Source organism: Streptomyces sp. Edi2 (assembly GCF_040253635.1).
In the GTDB taxonomy this organism is placed as follows: domain Bacteria; phylum Actinomycetota; class Actinomycetes; order Streptomycetales; family Streptomycetaceae; genus Streptomyces.
Genome location: NZ_JBEJGX010000003.1, coordinates 3,859,066 through 3,884,207 on the forward strand (window position 1 = coordinate 3,859,066; position 25,142 = coordinate 3,884,207).

At 71.7% G+C, this 25,142-nt stretch carries 21 protein-coding genes; 8 read left to right on the top strand and 13 right to left on the bottom strand.

The genetic code is table 11. The features are described 5' to 3' along the window. Positions 1-56: 56 nt before the first annotated feature. Entirely contained in the window at positions 57-1,763 is a 1,707-nt protein-coding gene (locus ABR737_RS20210) for a glycerol-3-phosphate dehydrogenase/oxidase (protein WP_350251570.1), read from the bottom strand. A 224-nt stretch (positions 1,764-1,987) separates the two neighbouring features. Between ABR737_RS20210 and ABR737_RS20215 the strand changes: the two genes are divergently transcribed. Then, the gene (locus ABR737_RS20215) at positions 1,988-3,238 is read left to right on the top strand and encodes a nucleotide sugar dehydrogenase (RefSeq protein ID WP_350251571.1); all 1,251 of its coding nucleotides are present in this window, start codon (positions 1,988-1,990) and stop codon (positions 3,236-3,238) included. Positions 3,239-3,731: 493 nt separating this feature from the next. On the opposite strand, the gene ABR737_RS20220 is transcribed toward ABR737_RS20215, so the two are convergent. The 4 genes from ABR737_RS20220 to ABR737_RS20235 all read right to left on the bottom strand — a co-directional run bounded on the left by ABR737_RS20220 (position 3,732) and on the right by ABR737_RS20235 (position 8,111). Continuing rightward, entirely contained in the window at positions 3,732-4,847 is a 1,116-nt protein-coding gene (locus ABR737_RS20220) for a GuaB3 family IMP dehydrogenase-related protein (protein WP_088798368.1), read from the bottom strand. Positions 4,848-5,002: 155 nt separating this feature from the next. Further along, a complete protein-coding gene (gene guaB / locus ABR737_RS20225; RefSeq protein WP_350251572.1) occupies positions 5,003-6,505 on the bottom strand; it encodes an IMP dehydrogenase in 1,503 nt (500 codons plus the stop codon). A gap of 139 nt (positions 6,506-6,644) precedes the next feature. Further along, positions 6,645-7,220: a sigma-70 family RNA polymerase sigma factor gene (locus tag ABR737_RS20230; protein WP_043264857.1), complete on the bottom strand. Its 576-nt coding sequence runs from the start codon at positions 7,218-7,220 to the stop codon at positions 6,645-6,647. A 279-nt stretch (positions 7,221-7,499) separates the two neighbouring features. Next, entirely contained in the window at positions 7,500-8,111 is a 612-nt protein-coding gene (locus tag ABR737_RS20235; RefSeq protein ID WP_003948568.1) for a response regulator transcription factor, read from the bottom strand. 379 nt (positions 8,112-8,490) lie between these two features. Here ABR737_RS20235 and ABR737_RS20240 point away from each other — a divergent pair, with 379 nt between their 5' ends. Then, positions 8,491-8,823 (top strand): WhiB family transcriptional regulator, encoded by a 333-nt coding sequence (locus ABR737_RS20240; protein WP_088798371.1) that lies wholly within the window; start codon positions 8,491-8,493, stop codon positions 8,821-8,823. 76 nt (positions 8,824-8,899) lie between these two features. Here ABR737_RS20240 and ABR737_RS20245 read toward each other — a convergent pair whose 3' ends face one another. Further along, positions 8,900-9,811, bottom strand: coding sequence for a LysR family transcriptional regulator (locus ABR737_RS20245; RefSeq protein WP_350251573.1), 912 nt, complete (start codon positions 9,809-9,811; stop codon positions 8,900-8,902). 185 nt (positions 9,812-9,996) lie between these two features. Between ABR737_RS20245 and ABR737_RS20250 the strand changes: the two genes are divergently transcribed. Both ABR737_RS20250 and ABR737_RS20255 read left to right on the top strand, forming a co-directional pair. After that, on the top strand, positions 9,997-10,662 hold the full coding sequence (locus tag ABR737_RS20250) for an MOSC domain-containing protein (protein WP_350251574.1): 666 nt from the start codon (positions 9,997-9,999) through the stop codon (positions 10,660-10,662). A gap of 353 nt (positions 10,663-11,015) precedes the next feature. Then, positions 11,016-11,789 carry an SDR family NAD(P)-dependent oxidoreductase gene (locus ABR737_RS20255; RefSeq protein ID WP_350251575.1) on the top strand — a complete coding sequence of 258 codons (774 nt, stop codon included), beginning with the start codon at positions 11,016-11,018 and terminating at the stop codon, positions 11,787-11,789. 49 nt (positions 11,790-11,838) lie between these two features. Here ABR737_RS20255 and ABR737_RS20260 read toward each other — a convergent pair whose 3' ends face one another. After that, the gene (locus ABR737_RS20260; RefSeq protein ID WP_350251576.1) at positions 11,839-13,986 is read right to left on the bottom strand and encodes a DUF2264 domain-containing protein; all 2,148 of its coding nucleotides are present in this window, start codon (positions 13,984-13,986) and stop codon (positions 11,839-11,841) included. Positions 13,987-14,345: 359 nt separating this feature from the next. On the opposite strand from ABR737_RS20260, the gene ABR737_RS20265 reads away from it, so the two are divergent. Beyond that, a complete protein-coding gene (locus ABR737_RS20265; RefSeq protein WP_350256859.1) occupies positions 14,346-15,332 on the top strand; it encodes a hydroxyacid dehydrogenase in 987 nt (328 codons plus the stop codon). Between the two features lie 227 nt (positions 15,333-15,559). Here ABR737_RS20265 and groL read toward each other — a convergent pair whose 3' ends face one another. Together groL and groES are read right to left on the bottom strand one after the other, a co-directional pair. Continuing rightward, the gene (gene groL, locus ABR737_RS20270; protein WP_350256860.1) at positions 15,560-17,185 is read right to left on the bottom strand and encodes a chaperonin GroEL; all 1,626 of its coding nucleotides are present in this window, start codon (positions 17,183-17,185) and stop codon (positions 15,560-15,562) included. 135 nt (positions 17,186-17,320) lie between these two features. Then, positions 17,321-17,629 carry a co-chaperone GroES gene (gene groES, locus ABR737_RS20275; RefSeq protein WP_030089482.1) on the bottom strand — a complete coding sequence of 103 codons (309 nt, stop codon included), beginning with the start codon at positions 17,627-17,629 and terminating at the stop codon, positions 17,321-17,323. 599 nt (positions 17,630-18,228) lie between these two features. Here groES and ABR737_RS20280 point away from each other — a divergent pair. Together ABR737_RS20280 and ABR737_RS20285 are read left to right on the top strand one after the other, a co-directional pair. Further along, positions 18,229-19,587 (top strand): FtsW/RodA/SpoVE family cell cycle protein, encoded by a 1,359-nt coding sequence (locus ABR737_RS20280; protein ID WP_350256861.1) that lies wholly within the window; start codon positions 18,229-18,231, stop codon positions 19,585-19,587. A gap of 713 nt (positions 19,588-20,300) precedes the next feature. Continuing rightward, on the top strand, positions 20,301-21,527 hold the full coding sequence (locus ABR737_RS20285; RefSeq protein ID WP_350251577.1) for a class I SAM-dependent methyltransferase: 1,227 nt from the start codon (positions 20,301-20,303) through the stop codon (positions 21,525-21,527). A 52-nt stretch (positions 21,528-21,579) separates the two neighbouring features. Here the strand turns inward: ABR737_RS20285 and ABR737_RS20290 are convergent, their stop codons facing one another. The 4 genes from ABR737_RS20290 to tsaB all read right to left on the bottom strand — a co-directional run bounded on the left by ABR737_RS20290 (position 21,580) and on the right by tsaB (position 24,428). Further along, on the bottom strand, positions 21,580-21,945 hold the full coding sequence (locus ABR737_RS20290) for a hypothetical protein (protein WP_350251578.1): 366 nt from the start codon (positions 21,943-21,945) through the stop codon (positions 21,580-21,582). A gap of 121 nt (positions 21,946-22,066) precedes the next feature. Then, positions 22,067-23,206, bottom strand: a complete 1,140-nt coding sequence (gene tsaD, locus ABR737_RS20295) for a tRNA (adenosine(37)-N6)-threonylcarbamoyltransferase complex transferase subunit TsaD (RefSeq protein ID WP_350251579.1) — start codon at positions 23,204-23,206, stop codon at positions 22,067-22,069. Positions 23,207-23,211: 5 nt separating this feature from the next. Then, complete coding sequence (gene rimI / locus ABR737_RS20300; protein ID WP_502964347.1) at positions 23,212-23,772, bottom strand: ribosomal protein S18-alanine N-acetyltransferase; 561 nt, start codon at positions 23,770-23,772, stop codon at positions 23,212-23,214. Then, complete coding sequence (gene tsaB / locus ABR737_RS20305) at positions 23,769-24,428, bottom strand: tRNA (adenosine(37)-N6)-threonylcarbamoyltransferase complex dimerization subunit type 1 TsaB (protein WP_350251580.1); 660 nt, start codon at positions 24,426-24,428, stop codon at positions 23,769-23,771. Before tsaB ends, rimI begins: the two co-directional genes overlap by 4 nt. A 141-nt stretch (positions 24,429-24,569) precedes the next feature. On the opposite strand from tsaB, the gene ABR737_RS20310 reads away from it, so the two are divergent. After that, positions 24,570-25,139: a hypothetical protein gene (locus tag ABR737_RS20310; protein WP_350251581.1), complete on the top strand. Its 570-nt coding sequence runs from the start codon at positions 24,570-24,572 to the stop codon at positions 25,137-25,139. The last annotated feature ends 3 nt before the right edge of the window (positions 25,140-25,142 follow it).

The following is a 25,142-nucleotide window of genomic DNA, read 5'->3' on the forward strand; positions in this document are numbered from 1 at the left end:
CTTAAGGCCCCTAAGAGTCTCCACAGACCTCGGGCCTAAGGGAGAGCTCCGCAGACCTACAACGGCACGATGTCCGGAGCCCCCAGCCGCGCCGCATCCGCCGTCAGATCGTCCGGCTGCCGCTGGGATTCGCGCTCCGCCTCGACCCGCTTGCGGTAGTGCGTGATCTCCTTCTCGATCTGGTCGTCGTCCCAGCCCAGCGCGGGGGCGATCAGCTCGGCCACCTCGCGGGCGCTGCGCGTGCCCCGGTCGAAGGTCTCGATGGAGATGCGGGTGCGCCGGGTCAGTACGTCGTCGAGATGGCGGGCGCCCTCGTGCGTGCAGGCGTAGACCGCCTCGGCCCGCAGATAGTCGTCCGCGGCCGCCAGCGGTTCACCCAGCGAAGGATCGGCCACCACCAGCTCCAGCAGCTCCTCGGTCAGCGAGCCGTACCGGTTCAACAGATGCTCGATGCGCGCCACATGGAGTCCGGCGCGGGCCGCGATCCGGGCCCGCGCGTTCCACAGCGCCCGGTAGCCCTCGGCTCCGACCAGCGGAATGTCCTCGGTGACGCTCTCCGCGACCCGCTGGTCGAGGCCGTGCACCGCCTCGTCCACCGCGTCCTTCGCCATCACCCGGTACGTCGTGTACTTGCCGCCCGCGACCACCACCAGTCCCGGCACCGGATGGGCGACGGTGTGCTCCCGCGACAGCTTGCTGGTGGCATCCGACTCCCCGGCCAGCAGCGGACGCAAACCCGCGTACACCCCCTCCACGTCGTCCCTGGTCAGCGGAGTCGCCAGCACCGCATTCACATGCTCCAGCAGATAGTCGATATCCGCGCTGGAGGCCGCCGGGTGCGCCTTGTCCAGATTCCATTCCGTGTCGGTCGTCCCCACGATCCAGTGCCGCCCCCACGGGATGACGAACAGGACGCTCTTCTCCGTCCGCAGGATCAGCCCGGTCGTCGAATGGATCCGGTCCTTGGGGACGACCAGGTGGATCCCCTTCGACGCCCGGACATGGAACTGCCCGCGCTCCCCGATCAGCGCCTGGGTGTCATCCGTCCACACCCCGGTGGCATTGACGACCTGCTGGGCCCGGATCTCGTACTCGCCGCCGCCCTCGACGTCCTGCACCCGCGCGCCGACCACCCGCTCGCCCTCGCGCAGAAAGCCCACCACCCGCGCCCGGTTGGCGACCTGCGCGTCGTAGGCGGCCGCGGTCCGCACCATCGTCGCCACATAGCGGGCGTCGTCCATCTGCGCGTCGTAGTACTGCAGCGCGCCGACCAGCGCGTCCTTCTTCAGACAGGGCGCCACCTGCAGGGCCCGCTTGTGGGAGAGATGCCGGTGGTGGGGCAGTCCGCGGCCGTGGCCCGACGAGATGGACATCATGTCGTACAGCGCCACACCACTGCCCGCGTACCAGCGCTCCCAGCCCTTGTGCTGCAGCGGATACAGAAACGGCACCGGCTTGACCAGATGCGGCGCCAGCCGCTCCAGCAGCAGCCCCCGCTCCTTCAGCGCCTCCCGCACCAGCGCGAAGTCCAGCATTTCCAGATACCGCAGACCGCCGTGGATGAGCTTGCTCGACCGGCTGGAGGTGCCCGAGGCCCAGTCGCGCGACTCGACGAGTCCGGTGGACAGGCCGCGGGTCGCGGCGTCCAGAGCCGTCCCCGCGCCGACGACTCCGCCGCCGACCACCAGAACGTCCAGCTCCCGCTCCGCCATTCGAGCGAGCGCCTCGGCCCGCTGCGCCGGTCCCAGTATCGCTGTCTTCACCGCTGCCTCCCGCTGTGATCGGGGCCACACTCCCCCGTCCGTCGATTCTGTCCGCGCCGCGTCCCGGTATCCACCCTCCGCTCATGGCGACAACACCCCGCCGCCTTGATCCATCAATCCCTATTCTGGGTCAAATATCCGCTTAGTCTACTTATGCACAGTCGCCAGCCGCTTACGTCATGCGCCCACGTCATTCGCAGTCGCTCGGGAAGGACGGCCGCAGCATGCCCGCAGACCTCGCCGTCATCGGACTCGGTCACCTCGGCCTCCCCCTCGCCCAGGCCGCCACCACCGCCGGCATCAGCACCATCGGATACGACCCCGACCCGCACACCGCCGCCCTCTCCGGTGCCGACGGGCCGCTGTCCGCCACCGAACTCCGCCGCCTGCTCTCCGCCGGTTTCCGCACCACCACCGATCCCACCGCCTTGGGCCGGGTCCGTACCGCGGTCCTCTGCGCGCCCACTCCTCTCGGCGAGGACCGCGCGCTGGACCTCACCGCCCTCGCCGACGCCGCCCGTACCCTGGCCGCACAGCTGCGCCCGCACACCACGGTGATCCTCGAATCCACCGCCTACCCGGGCACCACGGAGGAATTCCTGCGCCCCCTCCTGGAGGAGGGCTCGGGCCTCACCGCCGGCCGCGACTTCCACCTCGCCTGCTCCCCCGGCCGCCACGACCCCGGCAACCGCACCCACCGGTACGCCAACACGCCCAAGGTCATCGGCGGCCTCACCCCCGCCTGCACGGAGGCCGCCGCCGCCTTCTACAGCCGCCTCACCGACAAGGTCGTCCGCGCCCGCGGCCCCCGCGAGGCCGAGACCGCCAAGCTCCTGGAAACCAACTACCGCCACATCAACATCGCCCTGATGAACGAGATGGCGGTCTTCTGCCACGACATCGGCGTCGACCTGTGGGACGTCATCCGCTGCGCGGAGACCAAGCCGTTCGGCTTCCAGGCCTTCCGCCCCGGCCCCGGAGTGGGCGGCCACGCCGCCCCCGTCGACCCCAACGGCCTCTCCCACAAGGGCCGTTCCCCGGGCCACCATCCGCTGCGCATGGTCGAACTCGCCCAGGAGGTGAACGGCCGGATGCCGCGCTACGTCATCCAGCGCTGCGCCACCCTCCTCAACGAACACGGCAAATCCGCCCGCGGCGCCCGCGTCCTGCTGCTCGGCGTCACCTACAAGCCGGACATCGCCGACCAGACCGGCGCACCGGCCCTCGAAATCGCCTCCCGCCTCACGGAACTCGGCGCGCACCTGACGTACCACGATCCGTACGTCCCCCAGTGGTCCGTACTGGGCCGGCCCGTGCCCAGGGCCGACTCCCTGTACGAAGCCGCAGCCGCCGCGGACCTGACGGTGCTGGTGCAGGCGCACCGCACGTATGACCTTCAGGGGCTGTCCGTGAAGGCGCAGTTGCTGCTGGATACTCGCGGGGCGACTCCGACGGGGGCCGCGCATCGTCTGTAGCCGCACGTTGCCGTCTGCGGGTCGCCTCCGGCGGTGGTGGGGTGGTGGTTGGGCGGGGGCCGCTTGTTGTTCGTGGTGGGTGCCGGTGGCGGGCCTCCGGGGCCTGTGTTGTGGACTGCTTCGCTTTACGTCCACAACACAGGCCCCTCCGGCCCACCACCTCCCGCCCGGGAACGCGACCCCCGCCCGGTGGGGGGAATCGTCAAAGACCAGTAGCTCGGCCCGCATCGTGGTGCGGGCCGAGCTACTGGTCTCTTGTCTTCTTCTGCTCCCCCACCGGGGTGGAGCCCCACAACGGACGGGAGGGGGCGGGGCCGGAGGGGTGGGTGTGTGGACGTAAAGCGAAGCAGTCCACACACCCACCCCGGAGGCCCCGTCACCGGCACCCACCACTCACCTCGGGGCCCCACCCCACACAACCAACCCCGCTCCCGCCGAAGGCGGGAAAGAACCACGGAAAGAAAAACGGCGGGTCACCCGGCAACGTGGGAAGTCACCGCCGAGGCGCGACCGTGACCTCCACCCGCTGGAATTCCTTCAGCTCCGAGTACCCGGTCGTCGCCATCGCCCTGCGCAACGCGCCGAAGAAGTTCATGGAGCCGTCGGGAACCGTGGACGGCCCCAACAGCACCTCCTCGGTGGTGCCGACCGCCCCGAGGTCCATCCGCTTGCCGCGCGGCACGTCCTCGTGGACCGCCTCCATGCCCCAGTGGTGGCCGCGGCCGGGCGCGTCCGTGGCGCGGGCCAGCGGGGAGCCCATCATCACGGCGTCGGCGCCGCAGGCAATCGCCTTGGGGAGGTCGCCGGACCAGCCCACACCGCCGTCGGCGATGACGTGGACGTAGCGGCCGCCGGACTCGTCCATGTAGTCACGGCGCGCGGCCGCGACATCGGCGACCGCGGTCGCCATCGGGACCTGGATGCCGAGGACGTTGCGCGTGGTGTGCGCGGCGCCGCCGCCGAAGCCGACCAGCACACCGGCCGCGCCGGTCCGCATCAGGTGCAGCGCGGCGGTGTACGTGGCGCAGCCGCCGACGATGACCGGGACGTCCAGCTCGTAGATGAACTGCTTGAGGTTCAGCGGCTCGGCCGCGGAGGAGACGTGCTCGGCGGAGACGGTGGTCCCGCGGATCACGAAGATGTCGACGCCGGCGTCCACGACAGCCTTGGAGAACTGTGCGGTGCGCTGCGGGGAGAGCGCGGCGGCGGTCACCACACCGGCGTCCCGCACCTCCTTGATGCGCTGGCCGATCAGCTCTTCCTTGATCGGCGCGGCGTAGATCTCCTGGAGCCGCTTGGTGGCGGTGGGGCCGTCCAGCTCCGCGATCTCGGCGAGCAGCGGCTCCGGGTCCTCGTACCGGGTCCAGAGGCCTTCCAGGTTGAGGACGCCCAGGCCGCCCAGCTCACCGATGCGGATCGCGGTCTGCGGGGAGACCACCGAGTCCATGGGAGCGGCCAGAAACGGCAGCTCGAAACGGTAGGCGTCGATCTGCCAGGCGATCGAGACCTCCTTCGGGTCGCGGGTGCGGCGACTGGGTACGACGGCGATGTCGTCGAATGCGTATGCCCGGCGGCCGCGCTTGCCGCGCCCGATCTCGATCTCAGTCACGTGTGTGGCCTTTCCCTCTACGTCTGCGGCTCCAGTATCCCCGACACACCGAAGCCCGCGGCCGGGGAGCGGCCGCGGGCTTCACGGTAGGGCCGTGCTAGCGACGTGTGTAGTGACGCGCCTCAGTAGTCATCCGGCCCCTCGATCCGGGGATCTCAGCGACGGGTGTAGTTCGGCGCCTCGGTGGTCATCTGGATGTCGTGCGGGTGGCTCTCCTTGAGGCCCGCGGAGGTGATGCGGACGAAGTGGCCCTTCTCCTTGAGCTCGGGGATGTCGGCGGAGCCGACGTAACCCATGGAGGCGCGCAGGCCGCCGACGAGCTGGTGGGCGACCGAGGAGAGCGGGCCGCGGTAGGGCACCTGGCCCTCGATGCCCTCGGGGACCAGCTTGTCCTCGGAGAGGACGTTGTCCTGGAAGTAGCGGTCCTTGGAGAAGGAGCGGGCCTGGCCGCGGGACTGCATCGCGCCGAGCGAGCCCATGCCGCGGTACGACTTGAACTGCTTGCCGTTGATGAAGACCATCTCGCCGGGCGACTCCTCGCAGCCGGCCAGCAGCGAGCCCAGCATGACGGTGTCCGCGCCGGCCGCGATGGCCTTGGCGATGTCGCCGGAGAACTGCAGGCCGCCGTCACCGATCAGCGGCACGCCGGCGGCGTTCGCGGCCTTCGCCGCTTCGTAGATCGCGGTGACCTGCGGCACGCCGACACCGGCGACGACGCGGGTGGTGCAGATGGAGCCGGGGCCGACGCCGACCTTGATGCCGTCCGCGCCCGCGTCGATCAGCGCCTGGGCGCCGTCACGGGTGGCGACGTTGCCGCCGACGACATCGACGTTGATGTTGGACTTGACCTTGGCGATCATGTCGAGGATGCCGCGGCTGTGGCCGTGCGCACTGTCGACGACGAGGAAGTCGGCACCGGCCTCGACCAGCGCCTGCGCCCGCTCGTACGCCTCGCCGCCGACGCCCACCGCCGCACCGACGACCAGCCGGCCCTCGGCGTCCTTGGCGGCGTTCGGGTACTTCTCGGCCTTGACGAAGTCCTTGACCGTGATCAGGCCCTTGAGCACGCCCGCGTCGTCGACCAGCGGCAGCTTCTCGATCTTGTGGCGGCGCAGCAGCTCGATGGCGTCCTCGCCGGAGATGCCGACCTTGCCGGTGACCAGCGGCATCGGCGTCATGACCTCGCGGACCTGACGGCTGCGGTCCATCTCGAAGGCCATGTCGCGGTTGGTCACGATGCCCAGCAGCTTGCCCGCGGCATCGGTGACCGGCACCCCGCTGATACGGAACTTGGCACACAGCGCGTCGGCGTCGGCGAGCGAGGCGTCCGGACGGACCGTGATCGGGTCGGTGACCATGCCGGACTCGGAGCGCTTGACCAGGTCGACCTGGTTGGCCTGGTCCTCGATGGACAGGTTGCGGTGCAGGACGCCCGCGCCACCCTGCCGGGCCATGGCGATGGCCATCCGGGCCTCGGTGACCTTGTCCATCGCCGCGGACAGCAGCGGGATGTTCACCGCGACATTGCGCGAGACCCGGGAAGCGGTGCTCACCGCGTTGGGCAGCACCTCCGACGCGCCGGGCAGCAGCAGCACGTCGTCGTATGTCAGCCCGAGCATGGCGAATTTGGCGGGCATACCGTCGACGTTGTCACTCATGACACCTTCCCCAATGCTCTTGCCTCAGCGCGGACTCCCATGCTAACGGCCTAAGGAAGTGTCCCAATCCACGAGCGGTGAGGGCCTTGTCACTTGTGTATTTCTACGGCGATATTCCGCCGTGGACAGCGGGGATCTGCTACTGCTCGGCGAGCGCCCGCAGCCTGCTCAGCGCCCGGTGCTGGGCGACCCGGACCGCGCCGGGCGACATCCCCAGCATCTGCCCGGTCTCCTCGGCCGTCAGCCCGACGGCGACCCGCAGCAGGACCAGCTCCCGCTGGTTCTCCGGAAGATTCGCCAGCAGCTTCTTGGCCCACTCGGCGTCGCTGCTCAGCAGCGCCCGCTCCTCGGGGCCGAGGGAGTCGTCCGGCTGCTCGGGCATCTCGTCGGACGGCACGGCCGTGCTGCCCGGATGCCGCATCGCGGCGCGCTGCAGATCGGCGACCTTGTGGCCGGCGATGGCGAAGACGAACGCCTCGAAGGGCTTGCCGGTGTCGCGGTAGCGCGGCAGCGCGCAGAGCACCGCGACACAGACCTCCTGCGCCAGATCCTCGACGAAGTGCCGTGCGTCACCCGGCAGCCTCGACAGCCGGGTGCGGCAGTAGCGCAGGGCGAGGGGGTGCACATGAGCCAGCAGATCGTGGGTGGCCCGCTGGTCCCCCTCGACGGCACGTGCGACGAGAGCGCCGATTTCCTGCTTCCCGTCATCACGCATCGGACCATGGTGCCTTGGCGCCGCACGATCCGCGGCATCAGGTCCGAACTTGTGCGCTGAAGCGTTATGCGCGGCAGGTGCGCCGGCTGTCATGTCCTGCGCCCTCCCCTCGTGCCCGACCGACCCGTCCCCGAGGAACTCCATACCTCAAGGATGCGGCACCGCGCGGGGAATCGGACCGCCACAGGACACGGCGGCCTGCGGGGCATCCCACGGCCCCGCCCGCCGCAGGGCGGGCGGGGATCTTCACTCCCCCGCATCGCTGCACGTCACAACGCCTTAGCGGACCAGTCCCCAGCGGAAGCCCAGCGCCACCGCATGCGCCCGGTCGGAGGCGCCGAGTTTCTTGAAAAGGCGCCGCGCGTGGGTCTTGACCGTGTCCTCCGACAAGAACAGCTCACGGCCGATCTCGGCGTTCGAACGGCCGTGGCTCATGCCCTCCAGCACCTGGATCTCGCGCGCGGTCAGCGTCGGCGCGGCACCCATCTCGGCGGACCGCAGCCGGCGCGGGGCGAGCCGCCACGTCGGGTCGGCGAGCGCCTGGGTCACCGTCGCCCGCAGCTCGGCGCGCGAGGCGTCCTTGTGCAGATAGCCGCGGGCACCGGCGGCGACCGCGAGCGCGACACCGTCCAGGTCCTCGGCCACCGTGAGCATGATGATCCGGGCGCCCGGGTCGGCGGACAGCAGCCGGCGCACGGTCTCGACACCGCCGAGACCGGGCATGCGTACGTCCATCAAAATCAGATCCGAGCGATCGGCACCCCAGCGGCGGAGGACTTCCTCGCCGTTGGCCGCGGTCGTCACACGCTCGACGCCGGGCACGGTTGCCACCGCCCGACGGAGCGCCTCTCGGGCAAGCGGGGAGTCGTCGCAGACGAGGACGGATGTCATGACCGCCCTCCGCAGCTGATGCGCGTCACCTTGAGCCTCCAGGCTGGTACGTATCGTCACCTGTGCGATTGGCGGCCTCGGACATCTGCCCGACGGCTACCTCTGCCAATCGCCTCCGCACTCTCAACGACGGTCACCCGAAAGAGTTACGGCTTCGGCGACCGAGTTCAGCACGCTCCGTAAGGAGCCGGATACGCAGACGACTCATCGGGCGACCGGCATCCGCGCGTGCACCCTATGCCCTATTTGGCTCTCTTTCTTCCATTTTCATGGTGACTGTGACTAGATTCGCAATGAGTCATATTTACATCTACTTCGACAGTAGATGTACCGTCGTGAGCACCGAGGCCGAATCAGCACCGCTTCGAGGGGACAAGCAATGGCAGATTTCTCCCGCCTCCCGGGCCCGAACGCAGACCTCTGGGACTGGCAGCTGCTCGCCGCCTGCCGCGGCGTGGACAGCTCGCTCTTCTTCCATCCCGAGGGTGAACGCGGAGCGGCCCGCAGCGCGCGTGAGACATCGGCGAAGGAGGTCTGCATGCGCTGCCCGGTACGGGCCGAGTGCGCGGCGCATGCGCTGGCCGTCCGCGAGCCCTACGGGGTGTGGGGCGGCCTGACGGAGGACGAACGCGAGGAGCTGATGGGCCGGGCCCGCCACCGGCTCGTCCCCGCGTCCTCCATGACCGGCCCCGCGGGCGTCTCCGGCGCCTGAGCTTCGGGAGCACATCGCTCCTGAAGAAACGTTTCTGCATGCCCGGCGACGGCCGGGCGGGGCGTGCTCCGTTCCCTCAGCGCCCCGCGGCATCCGCCAGCCGGTCGAGGGTCGCCCCGACGGCGGGGACGTTTGCCAGATCAGGCAGCGTGAGCGCGACGATCTCGCGGTGCACGGCGGGCTCCATCCGTATGGCCGTGGCCCCCTTGGGGCGTACCGACTCCAGGGTGAGTTCCGGCAGCGCGGCGACCCCCAGGCCCGCGCCGACCAGGCCGATCACCGCCGGATAGTCGTCCGTCGCGAAGTCGATGCGCGGGGTGAAGCCCGCGCTCTCACAGACCTCCACGAGATGCCTGCGGCAGCGCGGACAGCCCGCGATCCAGGCGTCGTCGGCCAGCTCGGCGAACCGCGCGGTGCCCGCCTTCGCCAGCCGGTGGCCGTCCGGCACCAGGCCGATCAGCCGGTCCGCCAGGATCGGCCGGACCACCAGGTCGTCCCACTCCGCCCCGGCCGCCGGGTCCGCGCCGCGCACCTCCGGATAGCGGAAGGCCAGCGCGATCTCGCAGTCGCCGTTGCGCAGCATCTCGATGGAGCGCGGCGGCTCGGCTTCGACCAGCGAGACCCGGGTACCCGGGTGGTCGGCCCGCATCGTCGCGAGGGCGGTCGGCACCAGCGTCGAGCTGCCGGAGGGGAAGGACACCAGCCGCACCCGTCCGGCGCGCAGGCCCGCGATGGCCGCGATCTCCTCCTCGGCGGCGGTGAGCCCGGCCAGGATGCCCACGGCGTGGCGTACGAGCGCCTCGCCCGCCTGGGTCAGCCTCATCTCGCGGCCTGCACGGACCAGCAGCGGGGTGCCGGCGGACTGCTCCAGGGCCTTCATCTGCTGGCTGACGGCCGGCTGGGTGCAGCCCAGCTCGCGCGCGGCGGCGGAGAAGGAGCCGGTGGTGGCGACGGCACGCAGCACGCGGAGATGACGGGCCTCGATCATGTTTCGAGCATAAGCGAGTCTTGGGTTGACCGGGGAAAAAAGAGTTCATGCTTTTGGACGGGAGGGCCGGCGCCGCCCCGTATCGAGGGCATGCGTGAGGAGGGGACGCGAGGGGACGCCCCCGACGGCCCTTCCCCTTTCCCTCCGCTTCCCTCCACCACGCCGATCGAGCAACGGAGCACCGCATGAAGCTGCTGACCGTCAATGTGGGACGGCCCGCCCCCTCCGAGCACACCGGTGCCGAGGGCGGCACGGGGATCGACAAGAGGCCCGTGGACGGCCCGGTGAGGGTCACCGCCCCCGGCCCCCAGGGCACCGGGGGCAGCGGGCTGGCCGGTGACGCGGTGGTCGACCTGCGTTTTCACGGCGGCGACGACCAGGCTGTCTACGCCTACGCGCGCGAGGACCTGGACGAGTGGGAGCGGGAACTGGGCCGCGATCTGGCCAACGGGTACTTCGGGGAGAACCTCACCACGTCGGGCGTCGACGTCACCGGCGCCCTCATCGGCGAACGCTGGCGGGTCGGCCCGCAGCTGCTGCTGGAGGTCAGTTCACCGCGGATCCCCTGCCGTACGTTCCACGGCTGGATGGGCGAGCACGGCTGGATCAAACGGTTCACCCAGGCCGCGGTGCCCGGCGCGTTTCTCCGGGTGATCGAGGAGGGCGAGATCTGCGCGGGGGACGCGGTGGAGGTGGTGCACCGCCCGGATCACGAGGTGACGATCCGGCTGGCGTTCCAGGCGCTGACCCTCCGTCGGGAGCTGCTGCCGCGGCTGCTCGAGGCGGGCGGGGCGCTCGGGGAGGACGCCCGGGAGAAGGCGCTGAAGTACGTCGAGCGGCAGGGCGGTTGAGCGTGGGGCGGGGCGGGGCGGGATGGGCGTGGGGGCGGGGTGGCCGTGGGGCCTGGCGCGGGAGGGGCGTGGGCCCAGGGCGGGGTGGCCTGGGGCCTGGCGCGGGATGGGCGTAGGGGGTGGACGGGATCCCGGGAGCAGGGAGCAGGGCCCCGGGGGCGGGGCGGCACTGTGGCCGGGCGGCCGCGGGAGTCGGGTGGGCCCCGGGAGCCGGGCGTCAGCGGGCCGTGCGGGCCGGGAGCGGCGGTCCCTTTGGCCCGGTTGCCGGAGGGCGGGTTGCTCGTCCGCGCGGGCGGCCGCGTCGCCGGGGGGAGGGGCCGGGGCGGCGGGCCCCGGGCGGATAGCGTGCCCGTATGACGACTGCATTGATCACGGGAGCGACGGCGGGCATCGGGGCGGCGTTCGCCCGGCGGCTCGCGAGTGACGGCCACAGCGTGGTGCTGGTCGCGCGCGACGAGAAGCGACTGCGCGAACAGGCCACCGAGTTGCACGACCGGCACGGCATCGAGGCCGGGGTGCTGAGCGCCGATCTGTCCACCGAGGAGGGCATCGCCGCCGTCGAGGCGCGGCTCTCGGACCCCAAGCACCCGGTGGACCTGCTGGTGAACAACGCCGGTTTCGGCAACAAGGGCGAATACCTCGAAGTCCCGATGGCCGACGAGCTCACGATGCTGAAGGTGCACTGCGAGGCGGTGCTGCGGCTGACCACGGCCGCGGTGCGCGGGATGCGGGACCGCCGGCGGGGCGCGGTGGTCAATGTGGCGTCGGTGGCGGCGTTCGTGCCGCGCGGCACCTACGGCGCGAGCAAGGCGTGGGTCGTGCAGTTCACCCAGGGCGCCGCGCGGGATCTGGCGGGCAGCGGCGTCCGGCTGATGGCGCTGTGCCCGGGGTTCGTACGGACCGAGTTTCACCAGCGGGCCGGGATGGGGACGGACAACATCCCCGGGTGGATGTGGCTGGACGCGGACAAGCTGGTCGACGCCGCGATGAAGGATCTGACGCGGGGTAAGTCCCTGTCCATTCCGGACCCGCGGTACAAGGCGCTCATGGGCGCCGTGAAGCTGGCGCCCCGTGGAGTGCTGGGCGGCCTGACGTCCCGTACCGGCCGGAAGTACGGGCCCCGCTGACGCGGTGTGACGTCCTCCGGGCCGGGGGCAGGGGGCCGGCGCCGGTCCCTTATCTCCCGCCCCCCGGTACCTCCCGCCCGTCCTCTCCCGTGGGCGGGCGGGGCAGGGCCAGGTGGGCGCGGGTGCCGTCGTGCCAGGTGACCTGGATGCCGTGGCCGGTGAGGTGGGTGGTCGCCAGGGTGTGTACGGGGGCGGGGTCAGGGTCCCCCGTCAGGGATGCCAGGGCTGCGAAGAGGGTGCCCCCGGGGTCCGCGGTGGTGCTGCCCTCCAGGACGGCGGTCCGGGTGCCGGGGCCGATGAGGGTGCTCCCCGTAGGGGTGAGGCGGGGCGGGGTGTCGTAGCCGTGCACGGGGTGGAGTTGTGCGGTGGGGCCGTCGGGCGTGGTGGCCCAGCCCGTCTGGCGTACGCGGGTGCCGGGGGCGGCTCCGGTGACCAGGTGGACGCGGAGTTCGGCACGGCCGTGGACGAGGGTGGCGGACAGGATCCGGATGCCCGGGAGGGCGCTGCCGTCGGCGTGCCGGGGTGTGTGGGTGGAGGAGGCCCGGTCGGGGCCGGTGGTGTGCGGGGTGGCGGGGCCGCGGGTGGTGAGGCGGCCGTCGAGGAGCAGACCGAAGTGGTTGTCGGGCAGGGGCTGGTCGTCGGGCGGGAGCCGGCCCTCGGGCGGGAGCTGGTGGTCAGGCGGGGTCCGGTCGACGGACAGAGGCTGGTCGCCACGCAGGGGCTGCTCGCCGCGTAAGGGCTGGCCGCGCAGAAACTGCTCGTCGCGCAGAGACTGGCCATCACCTAGGGGCCGGCCGCCGCGCAGAGACCGGCCGTCAGACATTCGCTGGTCGTCGTCGGCGGCATCCGGCGGGAGCCGGCCGTCGGCGGTCGGGCCGGTGCGGGTGGAGTAGGCGAAGCGGGCGTAGTAGGGGTCGGGGGCGGCGAGGGTGGAGTTGCTGCCGTGGTTGTGGAGGCGGACCAGGCCGTCGGAGGCGGTGGACTGCAGGAGCAGGCCGGTGGGACCGAGGGGCCGGGCGGTGTCCGCGGTTTCGGCGGGAAGAGGTGCCTCGGGGTCGGTCCAGGCGGGGTGGCCCGCGGGGAGCAGGAGGCCGAGGAAGCCCTTGGCCGCCCAGTAGGGGGAGGCCGGACCCGAGTAGTGCTGGAGCATCGGCACGTAGGGGCCGTACCAGCCGAGCGGTAGCAGGCCGTCCCGGGTGACGGCTCCCCGGTCGAGGAAGTGGCGCAGGGCCCCGGAGGCGAGGCGCCGGGTGGCACCGGGAGCGAGCGGGGTGTGGCCGGTGAGGACGCCCAGCCACGGGGCGGCGGTGGCGGCGAAGCGGTAGGTGAGGGAGCGGCCGAACGGCAGGGGTGCGCCGTTGGCGTCGAAGAGGCGGGTGTAGCCGTCCAGTTGGGCGTGCAGGCGGGCGCCGTGGGTGGCCAGCAGCGTCCGGTCGGCGCAGAGGTGGGCGTGCAGGACCGGGTAGAAGTGCATCGCCCAGGCGTTGTAGTGGTCGAATGCGCGGTTGTCGCCGTCCGAGTACCAGCCGTCGCCGCGGTACCAGTCCTCGATACGGGTCAGCGCGCCGTCGATGGCGGCCTGCGCGCGATCGGTCTCGATGCCCGCCGCGCGCAGGAAGCCGCCGACGGTGAGGCCGAAGAGCCACCAGTTGTTGTCCACCGGGGACGGGCCGAGGGCGGGCAGCAGCCAGTCGGCGACGCGGGCGCGGACACCGTCGTCGAGGGTGTCCCACAGCCAGGGGCGGGTCAGACGCAGTCCGAGGGCGAGCGAGGCGGCTTCGACACGGGCCTGGCGGACGGCGCCGATACGGGGCCAGGAGTCGGGGTCCGCGGACGTCAGCTGCCGTGCGTCGGTGGGACGCCGGGTGCCCGCGGCCAGGCCCTCGGCGTAACGGGAAAGGTGGGCGTGCGGGTCACGGCCGTTGTTGCCGGCGACCCGGAGGGCGGCGAGCAGGAACGTGCGGGCGAAGCCTTCGAGGCCGTCCGAGCGGGGTCCGGAGGAGCTGGGACGGGGTCCTGGCAGGGTGATCAGGCCGTGGTGCGGGGAGGCGTAGGGGGCGGTGGCGTGCAGCAGCCCGTCGGCGACCGCCTCCCAGTGGGCGCGGGTCCAGCCGGTGTACGCGCTGCGGCGGCGGTCCTCGGGCGGGAGGGGGAACCGATAGCGGTGGTGGTGGCGGCGGTCGGGGTGCTCGGACATGGCGTCCCCTGGGGCAGCGGATGACGACCGGCCGGGACGGAGGATGACGACCGGCCGCCGGGAATCCTTCAGGCGCGGCTGACCGCACGTCAAGAGAGCACCGCACATGCAAGACAGCGCCGCACATGCAACACAGCGCCGCACGTGCAAGAAGGCGCCGCGCCTCAAGGGAACGCCCCACGTGCAACACAGCCGAGCCGGGCGCCCGGCCAGGCCGCGCGTCAAGGAACTCCGCACGCCCCACGGAACACGGAGGAGGAGAGCGCATGACCCCACCGGAATACCACCATGACGGGCAGGCCGAAAACGAGGTGAGCACGCCCGGCGCAGCCAACCGGCGGCCCACGGTGCTCCTGGCGATGGGCCCCGGCATCGCCGAACGGCTCCTCGACGCCCGCCACCACACCCGTCTCGCGGCCCTCGCCCGTACCGACCCGCGCCTCGTCGCTCACGAACTGGCCGACCCCGCGCCCGCCGTTGCCGCCGCCCTCGCCGAGGCCGAGGTGCTGCTCACCTGCTGGGGCGCCCCGCGGCTCACCGGCCGGGTGCTGGACGCGGCCCCCCGGCTGCGCGCCGTCGTGCACGCCGCAGGATCGGTCAAACACCACCTCACCGACGCCTGCTGGGAACGCGGTATCGCCGTCGCCTCGGCCGCCGCCGCCAACGCCCTCCCGGTCGCCGAATACACCCTCGCCGCGATCCTCTTCGCCAACAAACGGGTGCTGCACGCCGCCCACCGCTACCGCGGCCTGCGCGCTGCCCACGACTGGCACCGGGAACTCGGCGCCGCCGGCAACTACCGCCGCACCGTCGGCGTCATCGGCGCCTCCCGCATCGGACGCCGCGTCATCGAGCTGCTGCGCCCGTTCGATCTGCACGTCCTGCTGCACGACCCCTACGTGACCGACGCCGACGTCACCCGGCTCGGCGTACGTCCTGTGCCCCTCGACGCCCTCTGCGCCGGCAGCGACATCGTCACCGTGCACGCTCCCCAGCTGCCCGCCACCCGTCATCTGCTCGGCGCCCGCGAACTGGCCCTGCTGCCCGACGGCGCGACGTTGATCAATACCGCCCGCGGCTCGCTGGTCGACGGGGCGGCCCTGCTCCCCGAGCTGGTCTCCGGCCGCCTGCACGCCGTCCTCGACGTCACCGAGCCCGAACTCCCGCCCGCCGGCTCCCCGTTGTACGAGCTGCCGAACGTCCTGCTCACCCCGCACGTGGCGGGGTCGCTGGGCACCGAACTCCACCGCTTGGCCGACCACGCCCTGGACGAGCTCGAACGCTATGCCCGGGGGCAACCGTTCACCGATCCCGTACGGCCGGAGCAGCTGCCCCACTCGGCCTGACCACCCGGCCCGAAGCGGCCCGACGACCACCGAGGCCACCGACGCCGCCGACGCCGCCGACGCCGAGAGGACGGCCCCCGGCCCGGAGGCCCCGCCCGCACAAACAACACGCCCCGCGCCCCGCTCAACCTCACGCCCCGCCCCCCCAAAAAACGGAAGACCCGGCCCCCGCACACGGCAGGGACCGGGTCTCGTACGTCAGGCAGCGAACTGCCCGGCGCGTTGCGTCAGTGCGCGTGCCCGTGGCCGTGACCGGCCTCGGCAGCGTCGTCCTCCGCGGGCTTCTCGACGACCAGGGTCTCGGTCGTCAGCAGCAGCGAGGCGATCGACGCGGCGTTCTCCAGGGCGGAGCGGGTGACCTTCACCGGGTCGATGACGCCGGCCTTGACCAGGTCGCCGTACTCGCCGGTGGCGGCGTTGAAGCCGTTGCCCTTCTCCTGCTCGGCAACCTTCGCGGTGATGACGTAGCCCTCGAGGCCCGCGTTCTCCGCGATCCAGCGCAGCGGCTCGACGACGGCGCGGCGGACGACGGCGACACCGGTGGCCTCGTCGCCCTCCTTGCCGAGGGAGCCCTCCAGCACCTTGGCGGCGTGGACCAGAGCGGAGCCACCACCGGAGACGATGCCCTCCTCGACCGCGGCGCGGGTCGCGGAGATGGCGTCCTCCAGACGGTGCTTCTTCTCCTTGAGCTCGACCTCGGTGGCCGCACCCACGCGGATGACGCACACGCCACCGGCGAGCTTGGCCAGGCGCTCCTGGAGCTTCTCGCGGTCCCAGTCCGAGTCGGTGGACTCGATCTCGGCCTTGATCTGCGCCACGCGACCGGTGACGTCCTCGGACTTGCCGCCACCGTCGACGATGATGGTGTCGTCCTTGGTGACGGTCACCCGGCGGGCGGTGCCGAGCACGTCCAGACCGGCCTGGTCGAGCTTGAGGCCGACCTCCTCGGCGATGACGGTCGCACCGGTGAGGGTGGCGATGTCGCCGAGCATGGCCTTGCGGCGGTCACCGAAGCCGGGGGCCTTGACGGCCACGGCGTTGAAGGTGCCACGGATCTTGTTGACGACCAGGGTCGACAGGGCCTCGCCCTCGACGTCCTCAGCGATGATCAGCAGCGGCTTGGAGGCGCCGGCCTGGATGACCTTCTCCAGCAGCGGCAGCAGGTCCTGGATCGAGCCGATCTTGCCCTGGTGGATCAGGATGTACGGGTCCTCGAGGACGGCCTCCATCCGCTCCTGGTCGGTGACCATGTACGGCGAGAGGTAGCCCTTGTCGAAGGCCATGCCCTCGGTGAAGTCGAGCTCCAGACCGAAGGTGTTGGACTCCTCGACGGTGATGACACCGTCCTTGCCGACCTTGTCCATCGCCTCGGCGATGAGCTCGCCGACCTGCTTGTCCTGCGCGGACAGACCGGCCACGGCGGCGATGTCGGTCTTGTCGTCGATCGGACGGGCGGTCGCCAGAAGCTCGTCGGAGACGGCCTTGACGGCGGCGTCGATGCCCTTCTTCAGGGCGGCCGGGGAGGCGCCGGCGGCGACGTTGCGCAGACCCTCGCGGACCAGCGCCTGGGCCAGCACAGTGGCGGTGGTGGTGCCGTCACCCGCGATGTCGTTGGTCTTGGTCGCCACCTCCTTGACGAGCTGGGCACCCAGGTTCTCGTACGGGTCGTCGACCTCGACCTCACGCGCGATGGTGACACCGTCGTTGGTGATCGTGGGCGCGCCGAACTTCTTGTCGATGACGACGTTGCGGCCCTTGGGGCCGATCGTCACCTTGACCGTGTCGGCAAGCTTGTTGACGCCGCGCTCAAGGGCGCGACGGGCGTCCTCGTCGAACTTCAGGATCTTCGCCATGGGTTGCTTCAAGTCCTCTCATTGCGATCCTCGGCCACGACGTGGGGACCGCTGTCGCTCAAACGAACTGCGCCCCTGCCCCGGGTTGATTAGACGCGGGAACCAGGGGCGCAGATCACGGCAAAACTGGGTGACTTACTTCTCGACGATCGCGAGCACGTCGCGAGCCGAGAGAACGAGGTAGTCCTCGTTGTTGTACTTCACCTCGGTGCCGCCGTACTTGCTGTAGAGCACGACGTCGCCGACGTTGACGTCGAGCTCGACGCGCTTGCCGTCCTCGACACGGCCCGGGCCCACGGCCAGGACGACGCCCTCCTGGGGCTTCTCCTTGGCAGTGTCCGGAATGACCAGGCCCGAGGCCGTGGTCTGCTCGGCGTCGAGCGGCTGGACCACAATGCGGTCCTCAAGCGGCTTGATGGCAACCTTGGAGCTGGTGGTCGTCACGATCCGACCTCCCCCTTCGGAGATCTCACGGGGTTAACTGTCTGAGGTGGCGACCAGGTCGATCCGTCGTCGCGGGTGCCGGACCTGCCCGTCGCTGTGTGTCTGGCACTCCCCACTGGAGAGTGCCAACGCTGAGACTATGACGCGGTTAGCACTCGGTCAAGCGGAGTGCCAGCGCGGCGGGGTGCGCTTGTCTCCGCTCGGGTTGACCGGCCGCCCCGGGCCGCGGCCGGCGCGGGCCGCAACCCGCCGGCCCGCACCTTCCACGGCGGGGCCAGGCCCCGATCAGCCCCCGGCCGGAACGGGGGGCGGGACGGGTCGGGACGGGCTGAGGGCGAGACCAGGACGGGGCCGGGACGAGACGGGGACGGGACAGAAGCCGGACGACGGGCGCCTTCCCATCAAATCGGACACACCTTCCCTTCCCTCGCAACCACGCCATGGGCTGCCTCGTCTACCTCCCCGACTGCCGGGCCGACGAACCGGGCACATCCCGGCCGGCCCGCGGCCTCGACGATCAGTGGCGGAGGAGACCCGTGCGTGGACAGACCAGCGTTCCCCGGGCGGCCCGGCAGCGGGAGAGCGACGCCGAGCGCACTATGACGTTCGCCGCGCTGGCCCAGGCACCGGACCGCCGGCGGACCGAGGCATGGCTGCTCGCCCTCGCCGTCCTGATCGCGGACTTCGGGTACGCCTCCACCGGCCTGTCGATGACCGGCCGGCTGCCCGGCGGGCTGGCCGGCTTCGCCATCAGCATGTTCTTCGTGGCGCTGGTCCCGCACCTGGTCCTGCGCCGCTTCGCGCCCCGCGCCGATCCGCTGATCCTGCCGCTGGCGACGCTGCTGACCGGGCTCGGCCTGGTGCTGCTGCACCGCCTGGACGTCACCTATGCGCAGACGCCCCGGCTGAAGATCGCCGAGGCGGCGAGCGGGCAGCTGGTGTGGACGGTGATCGGGGTGGCGGTCTGCATCGCGATCCTGCTGGTGCTGCGCGACCACCGCATCCTGCAGCGCTACATCTATCTGACGATGGTGGTCGCGCTGGTGCTGCTGATGGCCCCGGCCTTCTTCGGTGCCGACATGTACGGCGCCAAGCGCTGGATCCTGCTCGGGCCGCTGTCACTGCAGCCCGGCGAGTTCGTGAAGATCATGATCGCGGTGTTCTTCGCGGGCTACCTGACCGTCAACCGCGATGCCCTGGCACTGGCCGGACGCCGCGTCCTGGGCGTCCAACTGCCCCCGGGGCGGCAGCTCGCACCGATCTTCACCATCTGGGTGATCAGCCTGCTGGTGCTGGTCTTCGAACGGGACCTGGGCACGTCGCTGATCTTCTTCGGCGTCTTCGTGATCATGCTGTACATGGCGACCGAGCGCACCAGTTGGGTGCTCTGCGGCCTCGCCATGGCCGCGGTCGGCGCCACGGTCGTCGGCTCCACGGAACCGCACGTCAAGGGCCGGATCATGGCCTGGCTGCACCCGATGGACATCTTCCTGCCGGAGAAACAGCGACCGCCGGGGCTGATCTCCGACCAGGCCGCGCAGGCGCTGTTCAGCTTCGGCAGCGGCGGCATCTCGGGCAGCGGCCTCGGCCAGGGCCACCCGGAGCTGGTCGGCTTCGCCGGCAACAGCGACTTCATCCTCACCACCGTCGGCGAGGAGCTGGGGCTGGCCGGCGTGATGGTCGTGATCATGCTGTACGTGCTGCTGGCGCAGCGCGGCCTCCGTGTCGGGCTGACCGCCCGCGACCCGTTCGGCAAGCTGCTCGCGGTCGGCCTCTCCGGCGCCCTGCTCCTCCAGGTCTTCGTCGTCGCCGGCGGCGTCACCGGCCTGATCCCCCTCACCGGCAAGGCCCTCCCCTTCCTCGCCAAGGGCGGCTCGTCCCTCGTCGCGAACTGGGTGATGGTGGCCCTGCTCTTGCGGATCAGCGACCATGCGCAGCGCCGGCGTGAGCCGGCTTGATCTTTTCCCACGTTGTCGGCTTTCCCGCCGTGAAGGTTCTCGCCGTTTGTCGCCCGCTCCGCGGTGCGGGTCCGCTGCGCTTTGCCTCGCCCCTGATTTTGGCTTTCTCGCAGTTGCGCCTGGCGGCGGGCGGTGCCGCTGCGCGGAGCGGGGTCCGCTGCGCGGGGCTGTCGGGGTGCGGTGACGGGCCTCCGCGGGTGGGGTGCCGGACTGCTTCGCTTTACGTCCGGCACCCCACCCGCTCCGGCCCGTCCCCTCCCGTTGAGGGGTGGAAAGAAGGCCGGTGGGGGTGACTGTGACTGGTCCGGCGCGCGTCGTGGACGTAGGGAACGCCCGTAGGCACAGGGACGTAGCTATGGCACAGGGAATGGCCCTGGCACGGGGAATGGGCTGCGGCACGGGGAAATGTCTGTGATCGACGCCCGCCCCCGCCCACGTTCACTTCTTCACCCACGGGAGGGGACGGGCCGGAGGGGCCGGTGTGTGGGACGTAAAGCGAAGCAGTGCCACACACCGGCCCCGGAGGCCCGTCACCGCACCCACAGCCCCGCGCAGCGGACCGGCCCGCCGCCAGGCGCAACGGCGGCAAACCCCCACGGCGGGAAAGCCGAAAACGGGGCAAGGCAAAGCGCAGCGGACCCGGCCCGCCGCCAGGCGCAACAAGAGAAACCCCCACGGCGGGAAAGCCAAAAACGTGAGACGACAATGGCACCGTGAACGACCTAGACGCTTTCGCCGCCCTCCTCGCCCCGGAGGGGCAAACCCTGCTGGCCGAGCTGCGGGACCACACCCCGTCGGACGAGCTGGCGGCAGCCACCCGGCTACGGCGCACACACCCCGCCGCACTGGTCTCGGCCGCGCTGGGCCAAGCCCAGCTTCGGCAGCGGGCGGTGGCGAAGTTCGGGGCGGACGCGGGGCGGATGTACTTCACGCCCAACGGCGTGGAGCAGTCCACCCGGGCCACGGTCGCCGCGCACCGCGCGGCCCGGCTCGCCGCGCTGGGGGTCCGTACGCTGGCCGATCTGTGCTGCGGTATCGGCGGCGACGCGATCGCGTTGGCCCGGGCCGGGATCCGGGTGCTGGCCGTCGACCGTGACCCGTTGGCCTGCGCCGCGGCCCGGGCCAACGCCGAGGCGCTGGGGCTCGCGGAGCTGATCGAGGTGCGCTGTGCGGACGTGACGGACGTCGACACGGCGGAGTATGACGCGGTGTTCGTCGATCCGGCACGACGCAGCAAGGCCAGGGGCGGCCGCATCTTCGACCCCGAGGCGTACTCGCCGCCGCTGTCATGGGCTGTCGAGGCGGCCCGCAAGGCCCCCGTCGCGGCGCTGAAGATCGCGCCGGGGGTGCCGCACGAGGCGCTGCCCGAGGACGCCGAGACGGAGTGGATCTCGGACGGGGGCGACGTCAAGGAGGCCGTGGTGTGGTTCGGCGCGGCGCAGGACGGAGCAGGGCAGGACGGCGCGGGGCGCATCACGCCCGGCGGCCGCCGGGCCACGCTGCTTCCGGCCGGGGACTCGCTGCTCGGCGCCGGGCTGCCGGATCCCGAGCCGGGGCCGGTCGGGGACTGGCTGTACGAGCCGGACGGGGCGGTGATCCGCGCCCATCTCGTCGCGGACGTCGCCCGGCAGATCGACGGGCGGCTGATCGATCCGACGATCGCGTACCTCACCGCCGACCGGCTGACCGAGACGCCGTACGCGACCGCCTACGCGATCACCGATGTGCTGCCGTTCCACGTGAAACGGCTCAAGGCGCTGCTGCGGGAGCGCGAGGTCGGCATCGCGGTGATCAAGAAGCGCGGCTCGGCGGTGGAGCCGGAGGAGCTGCGCAAGAAGCTGAAGCTCAGTGGCGGACGCAACTCCTGCACGATCTTCCTGACCCGGGTCGCCGGCGCCCCCACGATGCTGCTGGGGCACCCGGCGGCGGACGCCGGCTGACGGGCGCCCACGCCAGGCCGGTGCCGGCGCCCACGCCAGGCCGCTACCGGCCTCACGCCAGGTCGGTCAGGTCCTCGGCGTAGATCTGGGAGAGCGGCTGCGGGCCGATGTACTGCTGGCAGGTGCACTGGCCCGCCTCGTACTGCACCGGCTTGTGGTCGGCGTCCCAGGCGACCGCAACCTCCACCAGCTCATGACACTTGCCCTTTTTGTCATGCTTGGCGAGGTGGTGGGTGCAGCCGCACACCGGTTGCGGCGGCTGGTGCGCGGCGGCCAGCTCCTGCCGCTCCGCACGGGCGGTCTCCAGCCGCTCCATCTTGCGTTCGTGCCGCGTACGCAGCGCCGTACGGGCGGTGTCGGCGACCTTCGCGAAGCCGCCCGCCATGAAGAAGATGAAGACCCACCAGAACCAGTCCACAGCCTGCCGCCTCCCCACGCGCGCGCCCGGTGCTGCCTGCCAGGGTAAGACCTCGGGCCGGACCTCGGGTCAGGGGAGGCGCGAGGACTCGCAGAACGACAAAACGAGCCCTCGCCCGGCCTCAGGAGTAGAGGTTCTGCTTGCTGGTCTCGTGGACGTGATCGTGGTCGTGGTGGTGGTGCGGGGCGGCGGACGGCTCCGCGCCGGTCTCCCCGGGCACGTGCGGTTCGGTGACCGGCAGGGACGAGTCGGCGGAGAGGTCCCAGGCGGAGGCGGACCGGCCCCGTGCCACCATCTCCGCGCCCAGGGCGGCGACCATCGCACCGTTGTCGGTGCACAGCTTGGGCCGCGGCACCCGCAGGGTGATCCCGGCGTCCTCGCAGCGGCGCTCGGCCATCGCCCGCAGCCGGGTGTTGGCCGCGACCCCGCCGCCGATCATCAGGTGGTCCACCCCGTTGTCCTTGCAGGCCCGGACAGCCTTTCGGGTCAGCACATCCACCACGGCCTCCTGGAACGACGCCGAGACGTCCGCCACCGGCACCTCCTCGCCGGCCGCCCGCTTGGCCTCGATCCAGCGGGCGACGGCGGTCTTCAGGCCGGAGAAGGAGAAGTCGTAGACCGGGTCGCGGGGGCCGGTCAGTCCGCGCGGGAAGCGGATCGCGTCGGGGTTGCCCTCGCGTGCGTAGCGGTCGATGACCGGGCCGCCGGGGAAGCCGAGGTGCAGCACTCGCGCGATCTTGTCGAAGGCCTCGCCCGCCGCGTCGTCGATCGTCGAGCCCAGCGGCCGTACGTCGGAGGTGATGTCCGGGGCCAGCAGGAGGGAGGAGTGGCCGCCGGACACCAGCAGGGCCATCGTGGGCTCGGGCAGCGGGCCGTGCTCCAGCTGGTCGACGCAGATGTGCGAGGCGAGGTGGTTGACGCCGTAGAGCGGCTTGCCCAGGGCGTAGGCGTACGCCTTGGCGGCCGAGACACCGACCAGCAGCGCACCGGCCAGGCCAGGTCCGGCGGTGACCGCGATCCCGTCCAGGTCGGAGGCCGCGACCCCGGCGTCCTTCAGCGCGCGCTGGATGGTGGGGACCATCGCCTCCAGGTGGGCGCGCGAGGCCACCTCCGGCACCACGCCGCCGTAGCGGGCGTGCTCGTCGACGCTGGAGGCGACCGCGTCGGCGAGGAGGGTGTGGCCGTGGACGATGCCGACACCGGTCTCGTCGCAGGAGGTCTCGATGCCGAGGACGAGCGGTCCGCCGCGTGAGTCAGCCATGAGTGTCAAGTTCCTTGTACGGAGGGTGCTTCGGAGGAGGTCTGGGTGGTGCGCCGCATGACCAGGGCGTCGACGTTGCCGGGCTGGTAGTAGCCGCGGCGGAAACCGATCGGCTCGAAGCCGAAGCGCTCGTAGAGGCGTTGGGCGCGCACGTTGTCGACCCGCACCTCCAGCAGCACCTCGTGGCATTCGAAGTCCGTCGCGGCACCGAGGAGTTCGGTCAGCAGCCGGGCGCCGAGGCCGGTGCCCCACATCTCGCGGGCGGTGGCGATGGTCTGGATGTCGCCGGTGCCGTCGACGGCGGCCAGCCCGCCGTAGCCGACCAGCCGGCCGTCCAGCTCCGCGACGAGGTAACGGCGGGTGGCGTACGGGCCGCGCGCATGGGCCAGCTCGGACCAGAACATGCCCGGCGACCAGGCGTCCTCGGGGAAGAGCTCCCGTTCCAGCTCCAGCACCGGCGCGATGTCCCACCAGCGCATCTCGCGCAGCACCGCGCCGGGCTCAGCGGCCCCGCCGGGCGGCGGGGGCGCCGCGGGGCGCCGGTCGGGCGACGGGCGGGTGGTCACCGGGGAGTGACCACCTTGTAATTGGCGGGCACCTGGGCGTCCGGGCGGCGCAGGTACATCGGCTGCGGCGGCGGCAGCTCCTCGCCCGCGGCCAGCTTGTCCGCTGCCAGCGCGGCCAGCGCCCCGGCGGACTGGTGCTCGGGGGCCTCGCGCCGCAGACCGGTGAAGACCGTGTCGTAGAGCACGGCGCCCGCGCCCACGGCGGGGACGCCGGCCACCTGGTCGGCGATGTCCGCGGGGCGGTCGACGGAGGGCTCGGTCAGGCGGGTACGGGCATCGCCGTAACGGGCCCAGTAGACCTCCTTGCGGCGGGCGTCGGTGGCCACGACGAAGGGTTCGGTGAGCCCGGAGGCGTAGGCGAGGCCGTCCAGGGTGCACAGGCCGTGGACGGGAACGCCCAGCGCCGCCCCGAAGGTCGCGGCGGTCACCAGGCCGACCCGCAGGCCGGTGTACGGGCCCGGTCCCACGCCGACCACGATGTCGCTGACGGCATCGAGCTTCAGGCCGGCCTCGGCCAGCACCCGGTCGACGGCGGGCAGCAGCAGCTCGCCGTGGCGGCGCGCATCCACCTGGCGGGACTCGGCGAGGACCCGGGTGCCGTCGTGGAGCGCGACGGTGACGGCGGGGGTGGCGGTGTCAAGAGCTAGCAGCAGCACGTCCTTAAGACTACGGCTCGGCCGGAGGTACCTGTCGCGGTGCTACCGTCGCCCCCGTAGTCCAGCAGCAAGCAGCCCGGCGTTCCCAGGCCCGGGGCTCCCCGCCACAGGGCAGGGAGAGGGAGGAAAGGTGGCACAGCGGTGCCCGCTAAGAGCAGCACGATCGTCACCGCGCTGACCACGGCTGCCGTGGTCGTGGTCGGTGTGCTCGGCTACCAGGCCGCGGCGTCCGCTCCGGACACCCTCACCCAGACCCGCAAGGACACCCGCCACAGCGTGCCCAAGAGCCCGCCGGAGCACGGCGGCAAGAAGGACAAGGCCCCCACCGCGGCCCCGGTCCCGCAGTCGTCCGGCACGGGCCGGCGGATCGTCTATTCGCTGGACGCCAAGCGGGTCTGGCTGGTCGGCGCGGACGGCAAGGCGGCGCGTACGTACGCGGTCACGCCGAGCACGGTCGGCCCGCCGCTGGGCGCGTACGCCGTCCGCTCGCGTTCGGTGAGCGTCACGGGCTCGGACGGCATCGCGATCGAGCATGTGGTGCGGTTCGCGAGCGTGGAAGGCGTCACCGTCGGCTTCAGCGCGGCCGTCGACGGCTCCATGCCCGACCCGGGCTCGTCGAAGCGGACCGGCGGGATCCGGGAGTCGCGGGCCGACGGCAAGGCGATGTGGGACTTCGCGCTGCACGGCACCAAGGTCGTCGTGGTCTCCTGACCC

Excerpts from the sequence above, each read along its gene's own strand:
- ABR737_RS20230 (WP_043264857.1), bottom strand. The coding sequence starts at position 7,220 with ATGCGTGATGACGGGAAGCAGGAAATCGGCGCTCTCGTCGCACGTGCC.
- ABR737_RS20240 (WP_088798371.1), top strand. The coding sequence starts at position 8,491 with ATGGCAGATTTCTCCCGCCTCCCGGGCCCGAACGCAGACCTCTGGGAC.
- ABR737_RS20245 (WP_350251573.1), bottom strand. The coding sequence starts at position 9,811 with ATGATCGAGGCCCGTCATCTCCGCGTGCTGCGTGCCGTCGCCACCACC.
- ABR737_RS20250 (WP_350251574.1), top strand. The coding sequence starts at position 9,997 with ATGAAGCTGCTGACCGTCAATGTGGGACGGCCCGCCCCCTCCGAGCAC.
- ABR737_RS20215 (WP_350251571.1), top strand. The coding sequence starts at position 1,988 with ATGCCCGCAGACCTCGCCGTCATCGGACTCGGTCACCTCGGCCTCCCC.
- ABR737_RS20260 (WP_350251576.1), bottom strand. The coding sequence starts at position 13,986 with ATGTCCGAGCACCCCGACCGCCGCCACCACCACCGCTATCGGTTCCCC.
- groL (WP_350256860.1), bottom strand. The coding sequence starts at position 17,185 with ATGGCGAAGATCCTGAAGTTCGACGAGGACGCCCGTCGCGCCCTTGAG.
- guaB (WP_350251572.1), bottom strand. The coding sequence starts at position 6,505 with ATGAGTGACAACGTCGACGGTATGCCCGCCAAATTCGCCATGCTCGGG.
- ABR737_RS20235 (WP_003948568.1), bottom strand. The coding sequence starts at position 8,111 with ATGACATCCGTCCTCGTCTGCGACGACTCCCCGCTTGCCCGAGAGGCG.
- ABR737_RS20255 (WP_350251575.1), top strand. The coding sequence starts at position 11,016 with ATGACGACTGCATTGATCACGGGAGCGACGGCGGGCATCGGGGCGGCG.
- tsaD (WP_350251579.1), bottom strand. The coding sequence starts at position 23,206 with ATGGCTGACTCACGCGGCGGACCGCTCGTCCTCGGCATCGAGACCTCC.
- ABR737_RS20280 (WP_350256861.1), top strand. The coding sequence starts at position 18,229 with ATGACGTTCGCCGCGCTGGCCCAGGCACCGGACCGCCGGCGGACCGAG.
- ABR737_RS20265 (WP_350256859.1), top strand. The coding sequence starts at position 14,346 with ATGGGCCCCGGCATCGCCGAACGGCTCCTCGACGCCCGCCACCACACC.